Origin of the sequence: Nonomuraea sp. NPDC050153, assembly GCF_044460125.1 — a bacterium.
GTDB lineage: Bacteria > Actinomycetota > Actinomycetes > Streptosporangiales > Streptosporangiaceae > Nonomuraea.
On sequence record NZ_JBITJQ010000001.1, the window covers coordinates 788,211 to 807,461 of the forward strand.

Consider the following 19,251-nt stretch of genomic DNA (forward strand, 5'->3'; position numbering starts at 1 on the left):
TGGGCCTCCGCTAGCGCTTCGCGTACATCGGTTTGAGGTAGTCCGTCCGCGGCCTCCAGTTGGGGAAGGCGTAGTCGTCCAGGCTGACCTGCGCGCCCGTGCTCTTGGCCGCCGCGATCGCCAGGTCCCGCTGCTTGGCGCTGTCGCTGGACAGCCTGGTCAACGCCGCGCGGACGTCGGTGACATCGCCGGTCAGCGCACCCTGGACGATGTCCCCGAGTGTGGGGGTCACCGGCTTGAGCTCGACCTGCACCCGCCGGAGGTCCTTGTTTCCGGCGATCGGTTCGGGGGCGAGGAAGACGCTCTCCTTGAACCAGCCGATCAGCTTCTTGTACGCGGGGTGCGCCGGGGACTGCTCGACGACGGAGATGTCGCGCGGAGGCTGCGACATGGTCCCGGCGACCGTGCGCGAGTAGTCCTCCGTGGTGAAGTGGTCGCTCAGCAGCTGGTTCGCCGCCGCGGCCTTCTTGCTCGTCGGCGACAACCAGTAGTCTCCCGGCTGCGGCACATGGTACGTGGCCGCAGCGGTGCCCGCGTCAGGCACCAGAATCGGCCCAACGCCGAGCTTGTCCCCGAAGCCGGGCGTGTCCTTCAGCGCCACGCCGGGGCACCACGGACCGTCGAAGTAGTACGCCGCGATCCCGGCGGTCCATCGAGCCCGCGCCACGTCGTCGAGCCAGGAGTTCGCCCCGGGCACCAGCACCTTGTCCTGGCGCAGCGCGACCAGGAACTCGATCACGTCGAGATATTCGTCGGCGTGGAAGGCGAACTCGCCGGTCTTGTACCGCGTTCCGGCGCCCCCGGCGAACCCGGCCGCCTGCGCCAGGTCGTGGACCTGCTCGCCCAGCCGGTTCGGCATGCCGATGTTCCACACCCAGCCGTACGTCTCGCCGCCGGCCGAGCGCCGCACCGCGCCGGTCGCCGCCCGGAACTCGTCGTAGGTCTTCGGCGGCGCCTGCGGGTCCAGCCCGGCGCGCGAGACCAACTCCGTGTTGAACCACGTCACCGCGGAGTAGGTCTGATGGCTGAAGATGGGGAACGCGTAGATCTTGCCGTCGAAGACGTGCAGGCCCTCGATGAGCGAGTCCTTGACCCGGGCCTCCGCCTCGTCGGTGAGGTCCAGCGGCTGCGCCCACCCGGCGGCGACGAGCGCCGCGGCGGGCAGGGTGAGCCCGGCGTTGGTGTGGAGGTCCGGCAGCTGGCCGCTCTGCTTGGCCAGTTGCAGCGCCTGCCCCATCTTCGCGGGGTTGTAGTACGTGTACCGGACGGGAACGCCACCAGGGCTCTTGGCGAACTTGGCGAAGATCTCCGCTTTTGCCTTCTGGAGCTGGTTCTGATGGTCCCACCAGGTCAGCGACGCGCCGCCGGCAGCGGCGCCAGCGCCACCGCCTCCGCCGCAAGCCGCCGTGGCGGCCAGAGCACCCACCGCGGCGAGGAATCCCCGTCGAGTCATCGCGGTCATCGGTCCTGCCTTCCACCGCGCGGCTGTGAAGGTCTCGTGAAGCAATGTTGCCGCGCGGCAAATTCATTCTTGCCACGCGGCATGCCGCGCGGCAAGACTCTTCTTAGCAACTAGGAGGATGAACGACTGTGGTGACACAACGTGACGTGGCACGGCTGGCGGGAGTCTCGGTACGGACCGTCTCCAACGTCGTGAACAACTTCGCCTACGTGTCCGAGGAGACCCGCGCCCAGGTGCAACGGGCCCTGGACGAACTCGACTACCGGCCCAACCTCGCGGCGCGCAGCCTGAACAGGGGGCGGTCCAACCTGCTGGCCCTCGTCCTGCCGCTGGACGTGCCGTACTTCACCGAGTTGGCCGCCCACGTGGTGGACCGGGCCGAGGAGCGCGGATACACGGTGCTCATCGACCGCACGGAAGGCGTGGCGGAGCGTGAGCGGCAGATCGTCATGCGGCGAGACCGGTCGGCGCTCTTCGACGGGTTCATCTTCAGCCCGCTCGGCCTGACCGAGGACGAGCTGCGCAGCTGGGCGGGCGATTGCCCGACGGTGCTGCTGGGCGAGGTGCAGGTGGAGGGCGTGGACCACGTCGCCATCGACGACACCGCCGCGGCCAAGGCCGCCACGGAGCATTTGATCTCGCTGGGCCGGACCAGGATCGCCGCCATCGGCGTGCCCCACATGCCGAAGAGGCCGTCCAACCCGCCGGCGAGGGAGACCGCGGCGCATCGATCGGCCGGATACGAGCAGGCGCTGACCGGGGCGGGCCTGCCCATCCGGCCCGAGCTCGCCGTACGGGTGCGGCGCTACCAGCGCCAGGACGGCCGGCAGGCGATGGAGCACCTGCTCGACCTGCCGGAGCCGCCGGACGCGGTGTTCTGCTACAACGACCTGCTCGCGCTCGGGGCGATGCGGGCGGTGCTGGCCCGGGGGCTGAGGGTGCCGCAGGACGTCGCCGTCGTCGGGTTCGACGGCATCGAGGAGGGCCGGTTCGCCACCCCGCCGCTGACCACGATCGCGCCCGACAAGGAGCGTATCGCCGAGCTCGCCGTGGCCCGGCTGCTGGAGCGCGTCGAGGGTGACAAGAGCCCGGCCGTTCAGCTTGAGGCGCCATGGCGGCTGATGATCGACCAGAGCACCACGGGCGTCGCAAGGGCGAGCGGATGACGCTCGCCCGTTCCCGCACCACCCTGTACATCTGGCTGTTCCTGACCCCGACCGTGCTGCTGTACGGCGCGTTCACCGTCTACCCGGTCGTCGGCAGCTACGTGTACTCGCTCACCGACTGGAACGGCTTCGACGCGAGCCCGTCGTTCATCGGCCTGGCCAACTACCGCGAGGTCCTGGCCGACCCGATGTTCTGGAGTTCGTTCCGGCTGACGCTGACGTTCATGCTCTTCGCGGTGCCGATCCAGGTACTGGCCACCCTGCTGCTCGCGATCGTGCTCAACTCGCCCCGCATGCCGCTGCGCAAGCTGTTCCGTACTGCCCTGTTCCTGCCGGTGGTCACCACCACGGCGATCGTCGGCGTGGTCATGCAGTTCGTCTTCGACCCGGCCGGCGGGCCGGTGAACCTCGCGTTGCGCGAGGCCGGTCTGGCGCCGGACGGTGTCGACTTCCTCGGGCAGTCCTCCACGGCGCTCGGCACGACGATCGGCGTGTACGTGTGGAAGTGGTTCGGGATCACCCTGATCTACTGGCTGGCCGCGTTGCAGACCGTGCCGAACGAGGTGTACGAGGCGGCGCGCCTCGACGGAGCCGGTGCCCTGGCCACTTTGCGGTACATCACGATGCCCCTGCTCAAATCCTTCCTGGTCATCATCACCCTGTTGTCGATCGAGGCGTCGTTACAGGTCTTCGACCTCGTCCTGACCATGACCGGGGGCGGCCCGTTCTACTCGACCGAGGTGATCGAGGTGTACATCTACCGGTGGGCCTTCGCCGCGACGATACCCCGGCTGGGATACGCCTCCGCGGCTGCCGTCCTTTTCGGGCTGTTCGTCTGCCTTATCGGGTTGCTGTAGCTGCTCGCCATGCGCGCCAGGCGCGCCGTATGAGGAACGGCATGTTGCGCCGCCTGCCCTGGTGGATCGCCGCCGCCGCGCTCGCGATCGGCTGCCTGATCTGGATCTACCCGTTCCTGTGGATGGTCTCCGCGTCGCTGAAGACCTCGGCCGAGGTGTTCACCAAAGGGCTCGACCTGCTGCCCGGCGGCGATCCGGCATGGGACAACTACGAGCGCGCGTGGGTCAGCGCGGAGTTCGGGAAATACCTGCTCAACACCGTGATCGTCACGGTGTGCACGGTGGTGGTCGTGGTCGTCAGGTGCGCCATGGCCGGATACGTCATCGCCCGTCACGAGTTCCGCGGGCGCCGGATCGTCATGGGCGTCCTGGTCGCCACCCTGTTCGTCCCGGCCGGATACACCATCATCCCGCTGGTCGACCTCGCCCAGCGGCTCGGCATGCTGAACTCGCTGACCGGCATGATCCTGGCGATGTCGGGCGCCGCGCACGTGGCGGCGATCCTGCTGTACGTCGGGTACTTTCGCGGCATACCCAAGGAGCTGACCGAAAGCGCGCTCCTCGACGGCGCGGGGTTCGCGACCATCTTCTTCCGCATCATGCTGCCGCTGGCCAAGCCGGTGACGGCCACGGTCACCGTGCTGACCTTCCTGTCCACCTGGAACGCGTTCTTCCTGCCGCTGGTCTTCACCTTCTCCCGGCCGGACCTGCGCACCGTCAGCGTCGGCATGCTCGCGTTCATCGGCGAGAACACCACCGACTGGTCGGGCATGGCCGCCGCCGCGACGATCTCGCTGCTGCCGGTCGTCGCCCTGTTCATCGTCCTGCAGCGCTACTTCGTCGAGGGCATCGCCGGTGCCGTCAAATCCTGAATCCCGGAGAAAGCGAGTCTTGTGAACACCGTTGTTCCCCGCCCCGAGTACCCGCGTCCGCAGTTCGCCCGCGCCGAATGGCAGTGCCTGAACGGAACCTGGCAGTTCGAGAGGGATCCCGGCGACTCCGGGCTGGAGCGAGGGCTGCTCGACCGGGACCTGACCGGTGAGATCGTCGTGCCGTTCTGCCCGGAGTCCACGTTGTCCGGCATCGGCGACCCGGACTTCCATCCGGCCGTCTGGTACCGCCGTACCGTCCGGGTGCCGGAAAGGTGGGCAGGGCGGCGGGTGCTGCTGCACTTCCAGGCGGTGGACCACGACGCCACGGTGTGGGTGGACGGTGTCGAGGCCGGTCGGCATCGGGGCGGGTTCACCCCGTTCAGTTGTGACCTGGCCGCCGCGGCCGACCCGGCGCGCACGTACACCGTGGTCGTGCGCGCCCGGGACCCCCGCACCGGTCCCCAGGCGCGGGGCAAGCAGGCCACCACCTACCAGGGCCACGGCGCGCTCTACGGGCGCACCACCGGCATCTGGCAGACGGTGTGGTGCGAGCCCGTGCCCGACGCGTACCTCGGCCGGCCGCGGATCACGCCGAACGTCGCCGCCTCCGCGTTCCGGGTCACCGTGCCGGTGTCGGCCAACCGCCCGGGGCACCGGGTCCGGGTGACGGTGTCGGACCAGAACGGTGACCTCGCCCAGGCGCGGGCGCGCGCCGACCTCGACCGGGCCCCCGAAGTGTGGCTGCCGCTGCCGGACGACCGGGTACGGCTGTGGTCCCCCGAGGATCCGCACCTGTACGACCTGCGCATCGAGCTGCTCGACGGCGACGGAAGCGTGGTCGACACCGCCATGAGCTACGCCGGGCTCCGCTCGATCACCGTCGACGGGCAGGCCGTCCTGCTCAACGGCGAGATTCGCTTCCAGCGGCTCGTGCTCGACCAGGGCTACTACCCCGACGGACTGATGACCGCGCCCACGGACGAGGCGCTGCGCCGTGACATCGAGCTGGCCGTGGCCGCGGGGTTCAACGGCGCCCGGTTGCACCAGAAGGTGTTCGAGGAGCGGTATCTGTACCACGCCGATCGGGCGGGTTTCCTGGTCTGGGGCGAGTTCGGGGACTGGGGAGCCAACGCGGGCGGGCCTCCCGGCGACAACCAGCGGCCCACCGCGTCGTTCGTGACCCAGTGGCTGGAGGCGGTCGAACGCGACTACTCCCACCCGTCCATCGTCGGCTGGTGCCCGCTCAACGAGACCTGGCAGCAGTGGACCGACCGGATCACCGTGCTCGACGACGTCACCCGGGGGATGTACCTGGCCACGAAGGCGGCCGACCTCACCCGCCCGGTGATCGACGCGTCCGGCTACGCACATCGTGTTCCGGGCGCCGACGTCTACGACTCGCACTGCTACGAGCAGGATCCCGAGCTGTTCGGCAAGCTCATGGCGGGCCTGGCCGACGGGGCGCCGTTCGTCAACGCCGATCCCGACGGCACGGCCTGGTCTACGCCGTACCAGGGCCAGCCGTACTTCTGCAGCGAGTTCGGGGGCATCTGGTGGAACCCGGACGTGCGCCCCGAGGAGAGCTCCTGGGGATACGGCGAACGCCCGGCGAGCGAGGAGGAACTCCAGCGGCGGTTCGCCGGGCTGGTCGGAGTCCTGCTGGACGACCCCCGGATGTTCGGCTACTGCTACACGCAGCTGACCGACGTCTTCCAGGAACAGAACGGCATCTATCGCTTCGACCGTACGAGCAAGCTGGACGTCTCGCGGATCCGCGCGGCTCAGCTCCGTCCGGCCGCCATCGAGCAGGCTGCCCGATGAAGCCGCGGAGTCTCACCGTCACGCTGATCGCCTGATGCGCACTGCCGCCCGCGACACCCGTACACCTGCACTGGGGTCAGCGCTCAAGCTAGAGCACGTCGGGGGCCGGGGGCGGAGGCGTCGTCCCGGCGGTGGCATCCTCATCGCCGGCGTGCTGGTCGCCGTGTCCGCTGCGCTCGTCGCGGGCCGGGTCGGGGACGTCCTCGTCCGTGGACCTGACCGGGGCGAAGGCGTTGAACGGGCTCGTCGCCGCGGGGATGACGATGCGCTCGACGGGCCCGGTGCCGACGATCGACTCCAGCGGCCCGGCGTCGACGATCGGCTCCAGCGGCTCGGTCAAGGCGTCCTCCTCCTGAGGGCCGAGAGCGGGGTCGGGTCGCCGGTTCTCCCGCTGGGAGGGCGCGGGGGCGTCGGGTGGGGTGGTGTCGAGGGCTGCGGCGGCCTCGATGGCTTCCAGGAGCTCCCGTCTCCACACCGCGCCTTTGTCCGGCTCGGCGACGCCGTGTCGCGGGATGACCGGCACGGGCGGGCTCGGGGGAGCGTACCCGGCGGCGGCGGCGGTCGCGGTGGCGGCCGAGCGGGCGCCGGCGCGGGTCTTGAGCACCACGAACACCGCGAACAGCGCCACGACGGCGACCACGGCCGAGGTGACCAACGCCGGAGTGGACAGGCTCGGCAGCGGGTCGCTGACCGAGGCCTGGAGGTGCGTGGGGAATGTCGTCGCGACCGCGGTGTCAGCCGCTTTCGACGCGGCAGGGGTGTTCTCCTTGGGGACCGGCTCGGCCGCGGCGGACGCGAGCGGCTCGGCCGAGAAGGGGGCGGTGGTCGGCGTGGGGGTGGCGGCCGGCTCGGACTGTGACGTGGCCGCCGCCTCCGTCGGGGAATCGGTCGGCTCGGGTTCGGGAGAAGCGGCGGGCTCGGTCGGCTCGGCGGTGGTGGCGGTCGGCGAAGGAGTGGTTTCCGGAGCCGTCTGCGGCACCGATGCGCTGGCCGTGGCCGAGGGCGTGTCGGAGGTCGGGGTCGCGCTGGCTGTGGGCGGCGTCTGGGAGACGGTCGGCGTTGCTGTGGCCGTGGCCGACGGCGTCTCGGAGGTCGGGGTCGGGGTCGGGGTGGCGGTCGGGGCGTCGGAGGTCGGGGTGGGGGTGGTGGTCGGGGTGTCGGAGGTCGGGGTGTCGGAGGTCGGACCGGCGCTCGGGTTGTCGGGGGAACTCGGGGTCGGGGCAGCCGACTGCTTCTGAGAGTGCGAGCCGTCCGCGGCACCCGTGCCCGGTCCGTCCGTGGCGGCCCAGCCCGGCGTGTCCGTGGCGTGGGTGCCTGGTCCGTCCGCGGTGTTCCGGCCCGGGTCGTCAGCCCCGGGCCGGCCGCCTGCCGGGGTCGTGTGATCGCCGGAGGGCAGGTGGGGTGTCCGGTCGTTGGCCGTGTCCGCGTCGGGCCGCGGGTCAGCGGGCCGGTGGCCGGGTTGTTCCTGGGTCTCTTGGGTGTCGCGTGATGCCTCGGACGTCCGGTCGGCGTATTGATCCTGCCGCGTCTGGGACCCGGGTCGTGCTTCGGCGGACCCGTTGCCGGCCTCCTGCTGCGGCGCCTCGGGTCCAGGCCGGGCCTGAACCAGCTGGGGTTCGGACTTGGTCGCGTCCAGGCGGGACTTGACCTGTTCCGGATAGCCGTACCCGACGACACTGCTCGTCTTGCGCTCTTTGCGCTTCACGACGCCGCCGCCGGTGTTGCCCTCGATCGTGAAGATCGTGGCGCCCTGCACCTTCGTCACGACGCCGACGTGGTCGATGTCGTCGATCTTGCCGGAGCCGCTCCAGTCGAAGAAGACCAACGCGCCGGGCGTCGGGACCTTCCCCCACGCGTGCTGTTCCTTGAACCACTTCGCGTGTGCCACCGTCCACGCGAACTGGCCGATCCAGGCCTGGTAGCCGAGCTTGTGCGCCGCCCACGAGAGGTACATGTCGCACCACGGGGCCGAACTGTAGTCGGCGTCGAACTCGACGGTGCTGCCGTACCACTCGCCGAACTTGGTGCTCGAGCCATTGTCGGCATAGCCGAGCTGGCGCTGGAGCAGCTCGATGAACTTCTGTGTCTCTGGCGTCATGGAAGTGAGGGAACCTCCTGAACAAGACCGGATATATGCACACTGATCCTGACAAAATTGGTAATCATGTGACCAATGTGAATAAACCGGAAGTCTGCGATAGAGCGAGGGTAGCTTGATGTTTCCGCAGGTCAAGTGCACCCCAAGGAGAGTTCAACGGTTCCGGTTAAGGTAAAGTCCCAGGTAGAAGGCAGTGTCCGAAGTGTCCACTGATGGGAGATTTGCGGAAAGATCTACCTAAATTCGCGCTGCGGTGCCGGCCGGACGTGCTGCGGATGGCCAGGTCGCCGAAATGCCGCCAGACCGGCATGGGCTATCAGCGCGGCGATGCGGCGGGCCGGCTCGTGCCGTGCTGATCCCGCGCGCATCGGGCCACGCCCTGTCGTCGCGTGGCGAGTGGATTCACGGGGCCGGTTCGCCGGCGCGCCGGGTGATCGCCAGAATCGCCATGTCGTCATCGCGCGGACCGCCGACCCAGCGCTCGACATCTCGCACCAGCACGTCGATCACCTCCTCCGGCTGCCGGAACGGGCCTCGGCCGCCGAGTCGGCTTGCCGGGTCGTAGAACGTCCCGCCACGGCCTCTGGCCTCCGTCACCCCATCGGTGACGAGCAGGAGCGTGCTCCCGGTGGGGAAGGGCCGGCGGTCGGGTCGTGCCCGCGGTACGCCCAGGCGGCTCATGCCCAGGGGAAGACTCGGCTCCGCGGGATCCAGGCAGGACACCGTGTCACCCTGGAGGAGGAACGGCGAAGGGTGGCCGCAGTTCAGCAGGCGCACCCAGTCCGCGTCCGAGGTGATCTCACCGAGCACCGCGGTGACGAACCCCTCCATCCGGACGCTTTCCTCGCGCGAGGAGGCTTCTTTGACCAGTGCGCGCTCCATGCGCTCGGCCAGCACCACGAGGTCGGCCGCCTGGTCTGCCGCCTCTCGGAACGTGCCCAGCAGGACGGCCACCGTGCCGACCGCGTCCAGGCCCTTGCCTCGCACGTCCGCGATCAGCAATCTGGTGCCGTACGGCGTGTCCTGGACGGCGTAGGCGTCCCCGCCGATCAAGGCCTCGATCTGCGCGGCCTTGTAGACCGCGGCGATGGCCAGCGGACCTACCCGCGCCGGTGGTGCGGGCAGCACGGCGCGCTGGACGGCCTCGGCGACGGAACGCACCACCTGCAGCCGGCGGCTGTGGCCGGCGACCACGCGGTTCACCCCGAGGCCCACGAGCGCGGTGAACACCGCGCTGATCAATGAGAGCGCGCCGACGGCATGACCGAAGTACCTATCCTTGATCAACAACACCAGCTGGACCAGAACGACAGCCGTCGCGACCGCGATCGTGTGCCGTCGCGACAGCAGCGCCCCTGCCACCACAACCGCGGCGCCCAGCATGTAGTCGCCCCAGTAGTAGCGCGGGGACAGCATGTTGAAGACGGCGCCGATGACGATCATGGCGGCCGGTATGAAGGAGACGTACCGGGGCCACCTCGTGGAGAGTGGGTTCATCCGCGCCCCGATCCCGCAGCCGATCGACCTGTGCTCGATGAGCATGGGGAAGGCCGCGTGACGTCCTCCGGTGGTCGTCGCACGCCATTCCCTCAGGTACCGGATCTGATCCTTTTCTAGTGAATGTCGAATCGCCTGTCGAGGCGACACTCCCAGGGCGCCCTGGGAGCCGGCTGCGCCGAACTCGATGATCTCGACCGGTGGTCGTCGCGGTCGGCGATGTGAGCCCGGCTGACTCAGCTGAACAGCGACAGGTCTATGGAGTCGGCCAGGGCCTGGTATCCCGCGTCGTTGCCGTGCAGATGGTCGCCGGCGTGGAAGTCCTCCCGGATCCGGCTGGGGCGGGCCGGGTCGCGCCAGACGGCGTCGAAGTCCAGCACGGCGTCGAAGGCGCCGCCGGTGCGGATCCAGTCGTTGACCGTCTGGCGTGCGCTCTCAGCCTCCGGTGTGTGGATCTCCGCGCCTTCGAAGGGCGCGATCGTGGTGGCGTAGACCCGCACGCCGCGTTCGCGCGCCCGGGTGACCAGCTGGCGGTAGCCCGCGATGACGTCGTCCGTCGTCACCGGCGCACCGGGGAACATCTTCAGGAAATCGGCCAGAGGGCCGTCGTCGCGTGGGGCGAAGGAGATGCCGATGTCGTTGCCGCCCACGGAGAGCACCACGTGGCCGAGGCCGGGCGTCGCCAGCACGTCACGGTCGAAGCGGGCCAGAGCGGCGACGCCGATGCCGTCGTTGAGCATCCGGTTGCCGCTGATGCCCTGGTTGGAGACGTAGCCGGCGGCAACGCCCCGCTCGGCGAGACGCTCGGCCAGCAGCTCCGGCCAGCTGTGGTTGGCGTCCGGGGTCGAGCCGGCGCCGTCGGTGCGGGAGTCGCCCACCATGACGATGGTCTTGGCCGGGCCGTCGGGGAGCAGTTCGACGGCGGAGATCAGGGCCCGCACCGGCAGAACCTCGGCGTTCTCCGGCAGGGTGGGGGCGGCAACGGCGTTGCCCGGGATCGTCCAGCCGGTCTCCAGGGCGGGGTCGTGGCAGGTGCAGGTCTCCACGCGCCCCGGCAGGTAGAGGCTGATGGACAGCTTGGCGAGGGCGGGCAGGGGCAGGTCGACCGGATCGCTGAGGATCGGCGCGCCTGCCGGGACGGTGACGGCCGACGTGCCGGAGAAGGTCAGCACGCGCTCGCTGCCCGCCTGCACCCCACCGCCGGTCGCCGCGAGGCCCACCCGCGCCGCGCCGATGGTGAAGGGCGCGGTCCCGAACTCGTTGGTGAAGCGGATGCGCACCCGGCGCCCGCCGCCGCTGATGCGTACCACCTGGCGCAGGGTCACGTCGGCGAGGGGCGGGTGGTCGTCGAGCGAGCCGAGCCCGTCGTGGGCCGCCTGGGGCGAGGCGCCCCAGCTCCGGACCCAGCTGCCGGCGTTGTTCGTCGCGGTCATCTGTTGCCTCCGTTGTTCGTGATGGTTGGTCGGCATGCGAAGACTGCGGCGGGCCGCTCACACGGGGCACACACCGGGCACACACGGCCGCCCCTGATTGGGGCCTTGCGGATGAGCGCGCGAAGATCGGGAATGGACAGGGGTGCGCGGCGTCGCGCCACGCTGCTCGGCGCGTTCCAGGCGTCCGGATTCACCCGGCGCTTCCGGCTGCCGCCCCCGCAGGCCCGCCGGTCGCCAGGTGACCGTCAGCCGCGGACCGGCATGTGCCCGCCCGCGACGGGATCGGTGAGCCAAGGGCGTTCGCGTTCCAGCGCGGCGGCGATCTCGAACACGGTCAGGTCGTCATAGGTCCGCCCCACGATCTGGACTCCGGTGGGCACCCCTGTCGAGGCCCTCCCCGAGGGCACGGCGAGCACGGGGCAGCGGCTCGCGATGTTGAACGGCAGGGTGAGCACGCCCTCCATGTAGTGCTTCAGCTCGATCCCGCCGATGGTCAGCTTTCTGTCGAGGTAGTCCTCTCCGGCCTCGAAGGCCGGGATGCCCGCGGTCGGGCAGATCAGGGCGTCGTACCGGGCCAGCAACTCGCCGAGCGGCGCGTACAGCCGGCCCTCCGCCGACAGGCCGTCGTAGAAGCTCAGCTCCGCGCGCCTGGCCATGAAGGCCCGCGCGTACGGCGTGAGCAGCTCGGCCTCCGGTTCGCCGATGGAGCCGACCAGGGCGCCGAAGATGGCGCCGAAGTGCGCGTCCGCGGCCCGCGCGATCTCGGCCCGCGTCCAGGGCAGCTCGACCTCCTCGACGACCGCCCCGGCCGCGCGCAGCGCCTCGACGACCGCGTAGGTGTTGGCCACGATCTCCGGATCGACGATGAAGTCGCCGAGGCGGAGGGAGAACGCGATCCGGCGACCGGCGACGCTCGCGAAGTCCGTGACCGGCAGCACGGGGTTGTCGCGCAGCGAGACGACGTCTCCGGGCCAGGCGCCGACGATGACGTTCTGCAGCAGCGCGCAGTCGCCGACCGTGCGGGCCAGCGGCCCGTCATGGCAGTAGTGGTCGAGGTTGAACGGCGGCAGCGCCGGCACCCTGCCGTACGGCGGCTTGAACCCGACCACGCCGCAGAACGAGGCGGGGATGCGGATCGAGCCGCCGATGTCCGAGCCGGTGGCCAGCGTCGTCATGCCCGCGGCCAGCGCCGCCGCGGACCCGCCGGACGAGCCGCCCGAGGAGTAGCGGGTGTTCCACGGATTGCGGGTGACACCCCAGAGCTCGGAGTGGGTGAACCCGGCGCAGGAGAACTCCGGGGTCGTGGTGCGTGCGTGCACGACTCCTCCGGCGTCGAGGATCCGCGCGACGACGGGATGCGTGACGTCCGCGATCTGCCCCCGGCCGAGCAGCGACCCCTGCTCGTGGGTACGGCCGGCGATCGGCTGCTCCTCCTTGATCGCCACGGGCAGGCCCTCCAGCGCCCGCGCCCGCCCGGCGGCGTAGCGGGTCTCGGCGGTCCTGGCCTGCTCACGGGCGCTGTCGTACAGCTCCTCGCAGAACGCGTTCACGCTGGGCTGGATCCGCTCGGCGCGATCGACGACCGCGTCGAGCAACTCCACCGGGGACAGCTCCCCGGCGCGGAACAACCGCAGCGTCTCCACCGCGGACAGGTAGGCGAGATCGGTCATATGAACTCCTCATGGTCAATCGAGACAACGACGGGCCTCGGCGATGCGCCGGGGGTCCCAGCCGGGGCGGGGAACCGAGTCCAGCAGCAGCCGGGTGTAGGGGTGTCCGGGCGCGCCCAGGACCGACTCGGTCGGGCCGCGCTCGACGACGGCGCCGCGACGCATGACGACGATCTCGTCGGCGACGCTCCGCACCACGCCCAGATCGTGGGTGATGAACAGGAACCCGATTCCGGTCTCCGCGCGGATGCCGGCGAGCAGCCCGAGGATCTGTGCCTGCACGGACACGTCCAGGGCCGCCACGGCCTCGTCGAAGACGATCAGCCGGGGCCGCACGGCCAGGGCACGGGCGATCACGACGCGTTGCCGCTGGCCGCCCGACAGGTGGCGGGGCAGCGCCGCCGCCTCGCGCCCGCCGAGCCCCACCTCGTCGAGCAGCTCGGCCACGCGGAGCGCCGGGTCGGTCCGCGGGAAGTGCAGGCGAAGCGTCTCGCGCAGCGCGGCGCCGATCGGCACCCGGGGGTCCAGGGACAGGAACGGGTCCTGGAAGACCATCTGCACCTCACGGGCGCGGCGCAGCCGGTCGGCGCGGCCCCGGGACCGCGCCGAGCGGTCGCGTCCGGCCACCTCGACCCGGCCGGCGTCGGCCCGCTCCAGCCCGGCGATGATCCGCGCGGTGGTCGTCTTGCCCGATCCGGACTCGCCGACGATGCCCAGCGAACCACCCTCGGCGAGGGTGAACGACACGTCGTCGACCGCCGTCACCGCGCCGTACGACCGGCGCAGCCCCGAGACGGCCAGCAGGTCCTCAGCCATGGACGCTCCCCGGGACGAGGTGGCAGGCCACGCCGTCCACCAGCGGCGGCGGCTCGGCGGCGCAGCGCTCGACGGCGTGCGCGCAGCGCGCGGCGAACGGGCACCCGGGCAGCTCGACGTCCAGGCCGGGCGCCTGGCCCGGAATGGCCGCCGGCGTGCTCCGCGGCCCCTCCAGAGCCGGGATCGCGCCGAGCAGCGCCGCCGCGTACGGGTGCCGTGGCCGGACGAACAGCTCCCGGGCCGTGGCCGTCTCCATCACCAGCCCGGCGTACATGACGTACACCCGGTCGCTGATCGCGGCGGCCAGCCCGAGGTCGTGCGTGACGAACAGCAGGCCGGTGCCGAACCTCTCACGCAGCTCGGTGAGCAGCGCCACGATCTCGGCCTGCGTGGTGACGTCCAGCGCCGTGGTCGGCTCGTCGGCCAGCAGCAGCCGCGGCTCCACCATCAGCGCCGAGGCGATCATGACCCGTTGCAGCATGCCGCCCGACAACTGGTGCGGATACTGCCGCAGCACGCGGGAAGTCAGCCCGACCGCCTCCAGGAGTTCGACGGCCCGAGCCTGGGCCGACGCGCGGCTGTGACCGGAGTTGACCCGCAGGCTCTCGGTCAGGAAGTCGCCGATCCGGCGCAGCGGGTTGATGGCGGCCCGGGGATCCTGGAAGATCATCGCCGCCGTGCCCGCCCGCAACGAGCGCAGCGCACCGCGGTTCATCGTGAGCACGTCGGCGCCGTCCACCTTGACGCGGCCGGTGGCCATGGCGCCGCGGGGGAGCAGGCCCAGCGCCGCCCGCGAGGTCAGGGTCTTGCCCGACCCCGACTCGCCGACCAGCGCCACCGTCTCGCCTGCGCCGACGGTCAGGTCCACCCCGGCCAGCACGGGCCGCGCCGTGTCCGGCAGCGCGAGCCGCAGGCCCTCGATCTCCAGTACGGGAGTCATCGGTCCCTCCTCGCGACCCGGTCGGCCAGGCGCTCCCCGACCACGTTGAACGCCACGACGGTCAGCACGATCGCCGTGCCGGGGACGATGGCCGGCAGCGGCTGTCCCTGAAGGACGGCCGCCTGCCCCTCGCTGATCATGGCTCCCCAATCGGGCGTCGGCGGCTGCACGCCCAGCCCCAGGTAGGACAGGGCGGCCAGGTCGAGCAGCGCGTACCCGAAGGAGACGGTGGCCTGGGCGAGGATCGCCGGAGCGATGTTGGGCACCAGATGGCGCAGGCAGATCGTCCACCCGGAGAAGCCCTGGACACGGTAGGCGGCCAGATAGGGCCGCTCCCGCTCGGCCAGCGCCAGCCCGCGTGCCATCCGGCTGACGAACGGCAGGTACGCGATCGACAGCGCGACGATCGGAGCCGCCAGGCCCGGGCCGAACAGGGCGATCACCAGGATCGCCAGCAGCAGCCCCGGGAAGGCGAAGATCAGCTCGGTGCCGCGCGACAGCATCGTGTCGACCCACCCGCCCCGCCACGCCGCCGTCACGCCGACGGTCACGCCGAGGACCGTCGAGAAGACCACCACGCCCAGCGGGCCGAGCAGCGCGGTCCGTGAGCCGGTGATCAGGCGGGACAGCACGTCCCGGCCGGACCCGTCGCCGCCCAGCAGGTGAGCGCCCGACGGGTCGGCCAGGGCGGCGCCCAGATCGACCGCGTTCGGGTCCTGCGGCGCCAGCCACGGCGCGAGCAGCGCGGTCACGGCGATGAGGCCGGCCAGGCCGAGACAGACCTGATAGAGCCAGTCCTTCCGGGCCCGCACCCGGCCCAGCACCGGCCTGCGGACGATCACCTCGTTCACGCGGCACCTCCCCGCGTGCCGAGCCGCACCCGCGCGTCCACCCAGGGGTAGATCAGGTCCACCAGCAGGTTCACCAGGACGAACAGCGCCACGACGAGCAGCGCGATGGCCTGGACGACCGGGAAGTCCTTGACCATGACCGAGCGGACCAGCAGCTGGCCCAGCCCGCCCAGCCCGAACGCCGACTCCACCAGGGACGTGCTGATGACCAGTCCGGAGACGATCAGCCCGCCCATGGTGAGGATCGAGCCGAACGCGTTGCGGAACACGTGCCGCCGCACCACCCGGCGCTCGGGGATGCCCCGGCTGCGGGCCGCCATGACGTGCTCCTGGCCCAGGCCGTCGGCCATCGCGGTGCGCGTGACCCGGGTGAGCAGCCCCACGAAATACAGCGACAGGGCGATCGACGGCAGCGTCAGGTGATGGATCATGTTCCCGAGCCCGCTGCCGCTGCCCAGGGTCGGGAACCATCCGAGCTGTACCGAGAACACCCAGAGCAGCACGATCGCGGCCACGAACGACGGGGTCGCGAGCGCCACGGTGGTGCCGACCAGGACGGCCGAGTCGACCGCCCCGCCGCGCACCGCGCCGATCCAGCCCAGCGCCGGCCCGAAGGCGATCACGATCAGCAGCGCCATCGCGACCAGCAGCAGCGTGCTGGGCAGCCGCGACGCCACCAGGCCGAGCACGTCGGTGCGGTACTGCACCGACCGCCCGAGGTCGCCCCGCAGGACGCCGCCCAGCCACTCGACGTACTGCAGCAGGAACGGCTGGTCCAGGTGATACTGGGCGCGGATCGCGGCCACCGCCTCGGGGGTGGCCGATCGGCCGCTGAGCAGGAAGCTCTCCGGTTCGCCCGGCGCCAGGTGGATCGCGCCGAACACCAGGAACGAGGCGGCCAGCAGGGTCCCGGCCAGCTCGGCGAGCCGTATGAGCAGGAAGCGGACGATCATCCGGCCGCCCCGACGTCGGCGGCCCACGGGTAGTACAGGTAGCAGATGCTGGTCGGCGCGCCGGTGATCTTCCTGCCCAGGAAGAGCGAGGTGTGGACGTCGGCGATCGGCAGCCACAGCAGTTCGCCCGCGGCCTTCTGCTGGAGCTTGGCCGTCAGCTCCGCCCGCTCGGCCGGGTCGTACTCCGCCGTCGCCTCGTCGACGAGCTTGTCGTAGGCCGGGTCCCGGTAGCCGCCGTAGTTGGAGAAGTCGTCGCTGCGGAAGTTGGAGTACAGCGAGAGGGGGTCGGTCACCGACAGGTACCAGAACGTCTGGACCAGGTCGATTCCGGCGCGCGCCTTGGGGTCGGTGAACAGGGCGGTGTAGGCGTCCGGGGCCACGGTCTTGATCTGCACGTTCAGGCCGATCTGCCGGCCGGCGTCCTGGACGGCGTTCGCCAGGATCGCGAAGGCCGGGCTGATCGGGCTGGTGGCGACGGTCACCGGCCTGCCGGTCGCGCCCGCCTCCTGGACGAGCTTCTTGGCCTGCGCGAGGTCGCGGCCGCCCGCGGGCAGCCCGGCGTAGGCGGCGTCGACGGTGGCCTTCGCGGCCCCGGCCCAGGAGTCGCGCGGCGCCGGGGCCTGGGCCAGGTCGGCGCCGCCGCCGAGCGCGGCCTTGAGGTAGCCCTGGCGGTCGATCGCCAGGAACAGCGCCTTGCGGACCCGGACGTCGGCCAGTGTGCCCTTGAGATCGGTGACGATCAGGTCGTTCGTGGTGAGCCCGGCGCCGAAGTACAGCGTGCCCGCCGACCTGAGCTGGGCGAAGCTGGTGGGGGAGATGCCGTAGCCGCCGTCCGCCTCGCCGGTGAGGAAGGCGTTGGTCCGCGCCGAATCGTCGCTGACGAACGAGAAGGTGACCTTGCCGGACCTGGCCCGGGTTCCCCAGTACCCGTCGAAGCGGTCCAGTTCGACGGACTGGCCCTTGGTCCAGGCGCCGAGCTTGAACGGCCCGGTGCAGTCGAGGCCGCCGTCGGCGGTGCCGAAGCCCTGACCCTCCGCCCTGACCGCGCGGGCGTTCACGACCGTGCCGGCCGAGGTGGCCATGGCCTGGGGGAAGCCGGAGTCCGGCCGCTTGAGCCGCACCGTCACCTGCAGCGGCCCGGTCTTGTCGATCGAGTCGACGTTCGCGAACTCGCCGGCCCAGTACGACCCGAGCTTCGAATCGAGGTGCCGCCGCAGGCTGTACACGGCATCGTCGGCCGTCATCGTGCCGCCGTCGTGGAACTTCACGCCGGGGCGCAGGTCGTACACCCAGGTCTTCGGGTTGGGGTTGGTCACCTTTTGCGCCAGGCCCGGCTCCGTCGTGAGCTGCGGCGTCCAGCGCGTCAGGCTCTCGCAGACATTGGACAGGACCATGTTCTGCGGGTAGTCGAAGGCGTAGATGTAGTCGAGCGTCGGCGGTTCGGCGTAGAGAGCCCAGGTGAAGGTGGGGATGTCGCCCTTCGGGCGAGGCGTGGTCGCCGAGAGCGTGAGGCCGGGGGAGGAGTCTGTCGTCGGTTGCTGCCGCGCGGAGCCGCAGCCGGACAACGCCAGGGCCGCGACGCTGCCCAGGGCGACCGCCGCGGCGGTCAATCGCCGGAGATCTCTCATGGTCTTCCTTGTGTCGCCGGGATTTGGCTGGTTAGTCTTAATGACGAAACGTTTCGTCACAAGAGGCGGCGCAGATGAAGGCTCGGATCCGGATCCAGGAGGTGGCCGCGGCGGCCGGCGTCTCGATCGGCACCGCCTCCGACGGGATCAACGGCAAGGGGCGGATGAGCGAGGCGACCCGGCGGCGGATCCGGGAGACCGCCACCACGCTCGGCTACCGCCCGCACCACGCCGCGCGCAGCCTGCGTCAGGGGCGTTCCGGGCTGATCGGCATGATCCTGCGGGCCTACAGCCCCGGGATGCACGGCGGGCTGTCGTACTTCGCCGAGCTGATCTCGCTGTCCACCGTGGACGCACTGGCCCACGGGTACGCGCTCGTCGTCATCCCCTCGGAACAGGCCCTCGACGGAGCGGCCTGGCTGCCGCTCGACGCCGCGATCGTGGCCGACCCCGTGGACGACGATCCGGTGCTGCCCGCGTTGCGGGCCCGCGGGATCCCGATGGTGACCGACTGGAGCCTCGCGCAGGATCCGGACGTGATCTGCGTCGACCACGACCACGCCGCGACGATGCACGCGGTCCTGGACCACTTCGCCGAGCAGGGCGCCCGCAGCATGGGCCTGCTCACCGGCGGCGCGTCGGACCACTACACCCGCGTCTCGGTGGCCGCGTTCCACGCCTGGTGCGCCGAGCGCCGGCTGCCCGGAGCCGTCGAATGGGCCAAGGAGGCGCCCGTCGACTCCGCGCTGCGCCTGCTCGACCACCGGGACCGACCGGACGCGATCTTCAGCCTCTGGGCGGTCGCCGGTCACGCCATGCTCGAAGCCGCCCGCCGCCGCTCGCTGCAGGTCCCGGCGGACCTGCTTCTGGCCTGCGCCGACGACATGGCCTACACCACGACGAACCCGCCGCTCACCACGGTGAGCTTCCAGCCCCGCCTGATGTCCGAGGCCGGCGGCCCGCTGCTCGGGGCCGCGCTGGCCGGCGACTTCCCGGAGCAACCGAACCGGCTGGTCCCGACCATGTTGACGATCCGGGCTTCCTCGTCACGGACGCCGGGCCCGGAGCGATCCGTCGTCATCCAGCCACGGATCCCCGAGGCGCATCGGTAGTGACCGGGGCCATTTGGTTGGCTTCCCTAACATTTCCCTCTTTCTCGAACAGAATCCGCCGCATCGCCGGATGCT

General features: G+C 70.9%; 16 protein-coding genes. 6 read left to right on the plus strand and 10 right to left on the minus strand.

Annotation, left to right across the window (positions count from 1 at the left end; genetic code table 11):
* Positions 1–10: 10 nt before the first annotated feature.
* Positions 11–1,453 (minus strand): ABC transporter substrate-binding protein, encoded by a 1,443-nt coding sequence (locus ACIBQ1_RS03685; RefSeq protein ID WP_397274396.1) that lies wholly within the window; start codon positions 1,451–1,453, stop codon positions 11–13.
* 140 nt (positions 1,454–1,593) lie between these two features.
* Here ACIBQ1_RS03685 and ACIBQ1_RS03690 point away from each other — a divergent pair, with 140 nt between their 5' ends.
* From ACIBQ1_RS03690 to ACIBQ1_RS03705, 4 genes are read left to right on the plus strand one after another with little or no spacing between them, the layout of a single operon-like run.
* Positions 1,594–2,628, plus strand: a complete 1,035-nt coding sequence (locus ACIBQ1_RS03690; RefSeq protein ID WP_397274397.1) for a LacI family DNA-binding transcriptional regulator — start codon at positions 1,594–1,596, stop codon at positions 2,626–2,628.
* Entirely contained in the window at positions 2,625–3,485 is an 861-nt protein-coding gene (locus ACIBQ1_RS03695; protein WP_397274398.1) for a carbohydrate ABC transporter permease, read from the plus strand. The genes ACIBQ1_RS03690 and ACIBQ1_RS03695 overlap by 4 nt, the downstream gene beginning before the upstream one ends.
* 29 nt (positions 3,486–3,514) lie before the next feature.
* A complete protein-coding gene (locus ACIBQ1_RS03700; protein ID WP_397274399.1) occupies positions 3,515–4,357 on the plus strand; it encodes a carbohydrate ABC transporter permease in 843 nt (280 codons plus the stop codon).
* A 21-nt stretch (positions 4,358–4,378) separates the two neighbouring features.
* Entirely contained in the window at positions 4,379–6,178 is a 1,800-nt protein-coding gene (locus tag ACIBQ1_RS03705) for a glycoside hydrolase family 2 protein (RefSeq protein ID WP_397274400.1), read from the plus strand.
* Between the two features lie 88 nt (positions 6,179–6,266).
* Here ACIBQ1_RS03705 and ACIBQ1_RS03710 read toward each other — a convergent pair whose 3' ends face one another.
* The gene (locus tag ACIBQ1_RS03710; protein WP_397274401.1) at positions 6,267–8,276 is read right to left on the minus strand and encodes a CHAP domain-containing protein; all 2,010 of its coding nucleotides are present in this window, start codon (positions 8,274–8,276) and stop codon (positions 6,267–6,269) included.
* 402 nt (positions 8,277–8,678) lie between these two features.
* The gene (locus tag ACIBQ1_RS03715; protein WP_397274402.1) at positions 8,679–9,719 is read right to left on the minus strand and encodes a PP2C family protein-serine/threonine phosphatase; all 1,041 of its coding nucleotides are present in this window, start codon (positions 9,717–9,719) and stop codon (positions 8,679–8,681) included.
* Here ACIBQ1_RS03715 and ACIBQ1_RS03720 point away from each other — a divergent pair.
* A complete protein-coding gene (locus ACIBQ1_RS03720) occupies positions 9,709–9,834 on the plus strand; it encodes a hypothetical protein (RefSeq protein WP_397274403.1) in 126 nt (41 codons plus the stop codon). The two genes, ACIBQ1_RS03715 and ACIBQ1_RS03720, sit on opposite strands and share 11 nt — an antisense overlap.
* Positions 9,835–10,009: 175 nt before the next feature.
* Here the strand turns inward: ACIBQ1_RS03720 and ACIBQ1_RS03725 are convergent, their stop codons facing one another.
* The 7 genes from ACIBQ1_RS03725 to ACIBQ1_RS03755 form a co-directional block, all read right to left on the minus strand.
* Positions 10,010–11,206: an SGNH/GDSL hydrolase family protein gene (locus tag ACIBQ1_RS03725; RefSeq protein WP_397274404.1), complete on the minus strand. Its 1,197-nt coding sequence runs from the start codon at positions 11,204–11,206 to the stop codon at positions 10,010–10,012.
* 245 nt (positions 11,207–11,451) lie between these two features.
* Complete coding sequence (locus ACIBQ1_RS03730) at positions 11,452–12,876, minus strand: amidase (RefSeq protein ID WP_397274405.1); 1,425 nt, start codon at positions 12,874–12,876, stop codon at positions 11,452–11,454.
* A gap of 15 nt (positions 12,877–12,891) precedes the next feature.
* A complete protein-coding gene (locus ACIBQ1_RS03735; protein ID WP_397274406.1) occupies positions 12,892–13,692 on the minus strand; it encodes an ABC transporter ATP-binding protein in 801 nt (266 codons plus the stop codon).
* A complete protein-coding gene (locus ACIBQ1_RS03740; protein ID WP_397274407.1) occupies positions 13,685–14,632 on the minus strand; it encodes an ABC transporter ATP-binding protein in 948 nt (315 codons plus the stop codon). Before ACIBQ1_RS03740 ends, ACIBQ1_RS03735 begins: the two co-directional genes overlap by 8 nt.
* Complete coding sequence (locus ACIBQ1_RS03745) at positions 14,629–15,483, minus strand: ABC transporter permease (protein ID WP_397274408.1); 855 nt, start codon at positions 15,481–15,483, stop codon at positions 14,629–14,631. The genes ACIBQ1_RS03740 and ACIBQ1_RS03745 overlap by 4 nt, the downstream gene beginning before the upstream one ends.
* The gene (locus ACIBQ1_RS03750) at positions 15,480–16,436 is read right to left on the minus strand and encodes an ABC transporter permease (RefSeq protein ID WP_397274409.1); all 957 of its coding nucleotides are present in this window, start codon (positions 16,434–16,436) and stop codon (positions 15,480–15,482) included. The genes ACIBQ1_RS03745 and ACIBQ1_RS03750 overlap by 4 nt, the downstream gene beginning before the upstream one ends.
* The gene (locus tag ACIBQ1_RS03755) at positions 16,433–18,064 is read right to left on the minus strand and encodes an ABC transporter substrate-binding protein (RefSeq protein ID WP_397274410.1); all 1,632 of its coding nucleotides are present in this window, start codon (positions 18,062–18,064) and stop codon (positions 16,433–16,435) included. Before ACIBQ1_RS03755 ends, ACIBQ1_RS03750 begins: the two co-directional genes overlap by 4 nt.
* Positions 18,065–18,138: 74 nt before the next feature.
* On the opposite strand from ACIBQ1_RS03755, the gene ACIBQ1_RS03760 reads away from it, so the two are divergent.
* On the plus strand, positions 18,139–19,176 hold the full coding sequence (locus ACIBQ1_RS03760; RefSeq protein WP_397274411.1) for a LacI family DNA-binding transcriptional regulator: 1,038 nt from the start codon (positions 18,139–18,141) through the stop codon (positions 19,174–19,176).
* Positions 19,177–19,251: the final 75 nt, after the last annotated feature.

Excerpts from the sequence above, each read along its gene's own strand:
- ACIBQ1_RS03725 (WP_397274404.1), bottom strand. The coding sequence starts at position 11,206 with ATGACCGCGACGAACAACGCCGGCAGCTGGGTCCGGAGCTGGGGCGCC.
- ACIBQ1_RS03730 (WP_397274405.1), bottom strand. The coding sequence starts at position 12,876 with ATGACCGATCTCGCCTACCTGTCCGCGGTGGAGACGCTGCGGTTGTTC.
- ACIBQ1_RS03750 (WP_397274409.1), bottom strand. The coding sequence starts at position 16,436 with ATGATCGTCCGCTTCCTGCTCATACGGCTCGCCGAGCTGGCCGGGACC.
- ACIBQ1_RS03740 (WP_397274407.1), bottom strand. The coding sequence starts at position 14,632 with ATGACTCCCGTACTGGAGATCGAGGGCCTGCGGCTCGCGCTGCCGGAC.
- ACIBQ1_RS03715 (WP_397274402.1), bottom strand. The coding sequence starts at position 9,719 with ATGATCGTCATCGGCGCCGTCTTCAACATGCTGTCCCCGCGCTACTAC.
- ACIBQ1_RS03735 (WP_397274406.1), bottom strand. The coding sequence starts at position 13,692 with ATGGCTGAGGACCTGCTGGCCGTCTCGGGGCTGCGCCGGTCGTACGGC.
- ACIBQ1_RS03685 (WP_397274396.1), bottom strand. The coding sequence starts at position 1,453 with ATGACTCGACGGGGATTCCTCGCCGCGGTGGGTGCTCTGGCCGCCACG.
- ACIBQ1_RS03700 (WP_397274399.1), top strand. The coding sequence starts at position 3,515 with ATGAGGAACGGCATGTTGCGCCGCCTGCCCTGGTGGATCGCCGCCGCC.
- ACIBQ1_RS03760 (WP_397274411.1), top strand. The coding sequence starts at position 18,139 with ATGAAGGCTCGGATCCGGATCCAGGAGGTGGCCGCGGCGGCCGGCGTC.
- ACIBQ1_RS03755 (WP_397274410.1), bottom strand. The coding sequence starts at position 18,064 with ATGAGAGATCTCCGGCGATTGACCGCCGCGGCGGTCGCCCTGGGCAGC.
- ACIBQ1_RS03720 (WP_397274403.1), top strand. The coding sequence starts at position 9,709 with ATGACGATCATGGCGGCCGGTATGAAGGAGACGTACCGGGGCCACCTC.
- ACIBQ1_RS03710 (WP_397274401.1), bottom strand. The coding sequence starts at position 8,276 with ATGACGCCAGAGACACAGAAGTTCATCGAGCTGCTCCAGCGCCAGCTC.
- ACIBQ1_RS03695 (WP_397274398.1), top strand. The coding sequence starts at position 2,625 with ATGACGCTCGCCCGTTCCCGCACCACCCTGTACATCTGGCTGTTCCTG.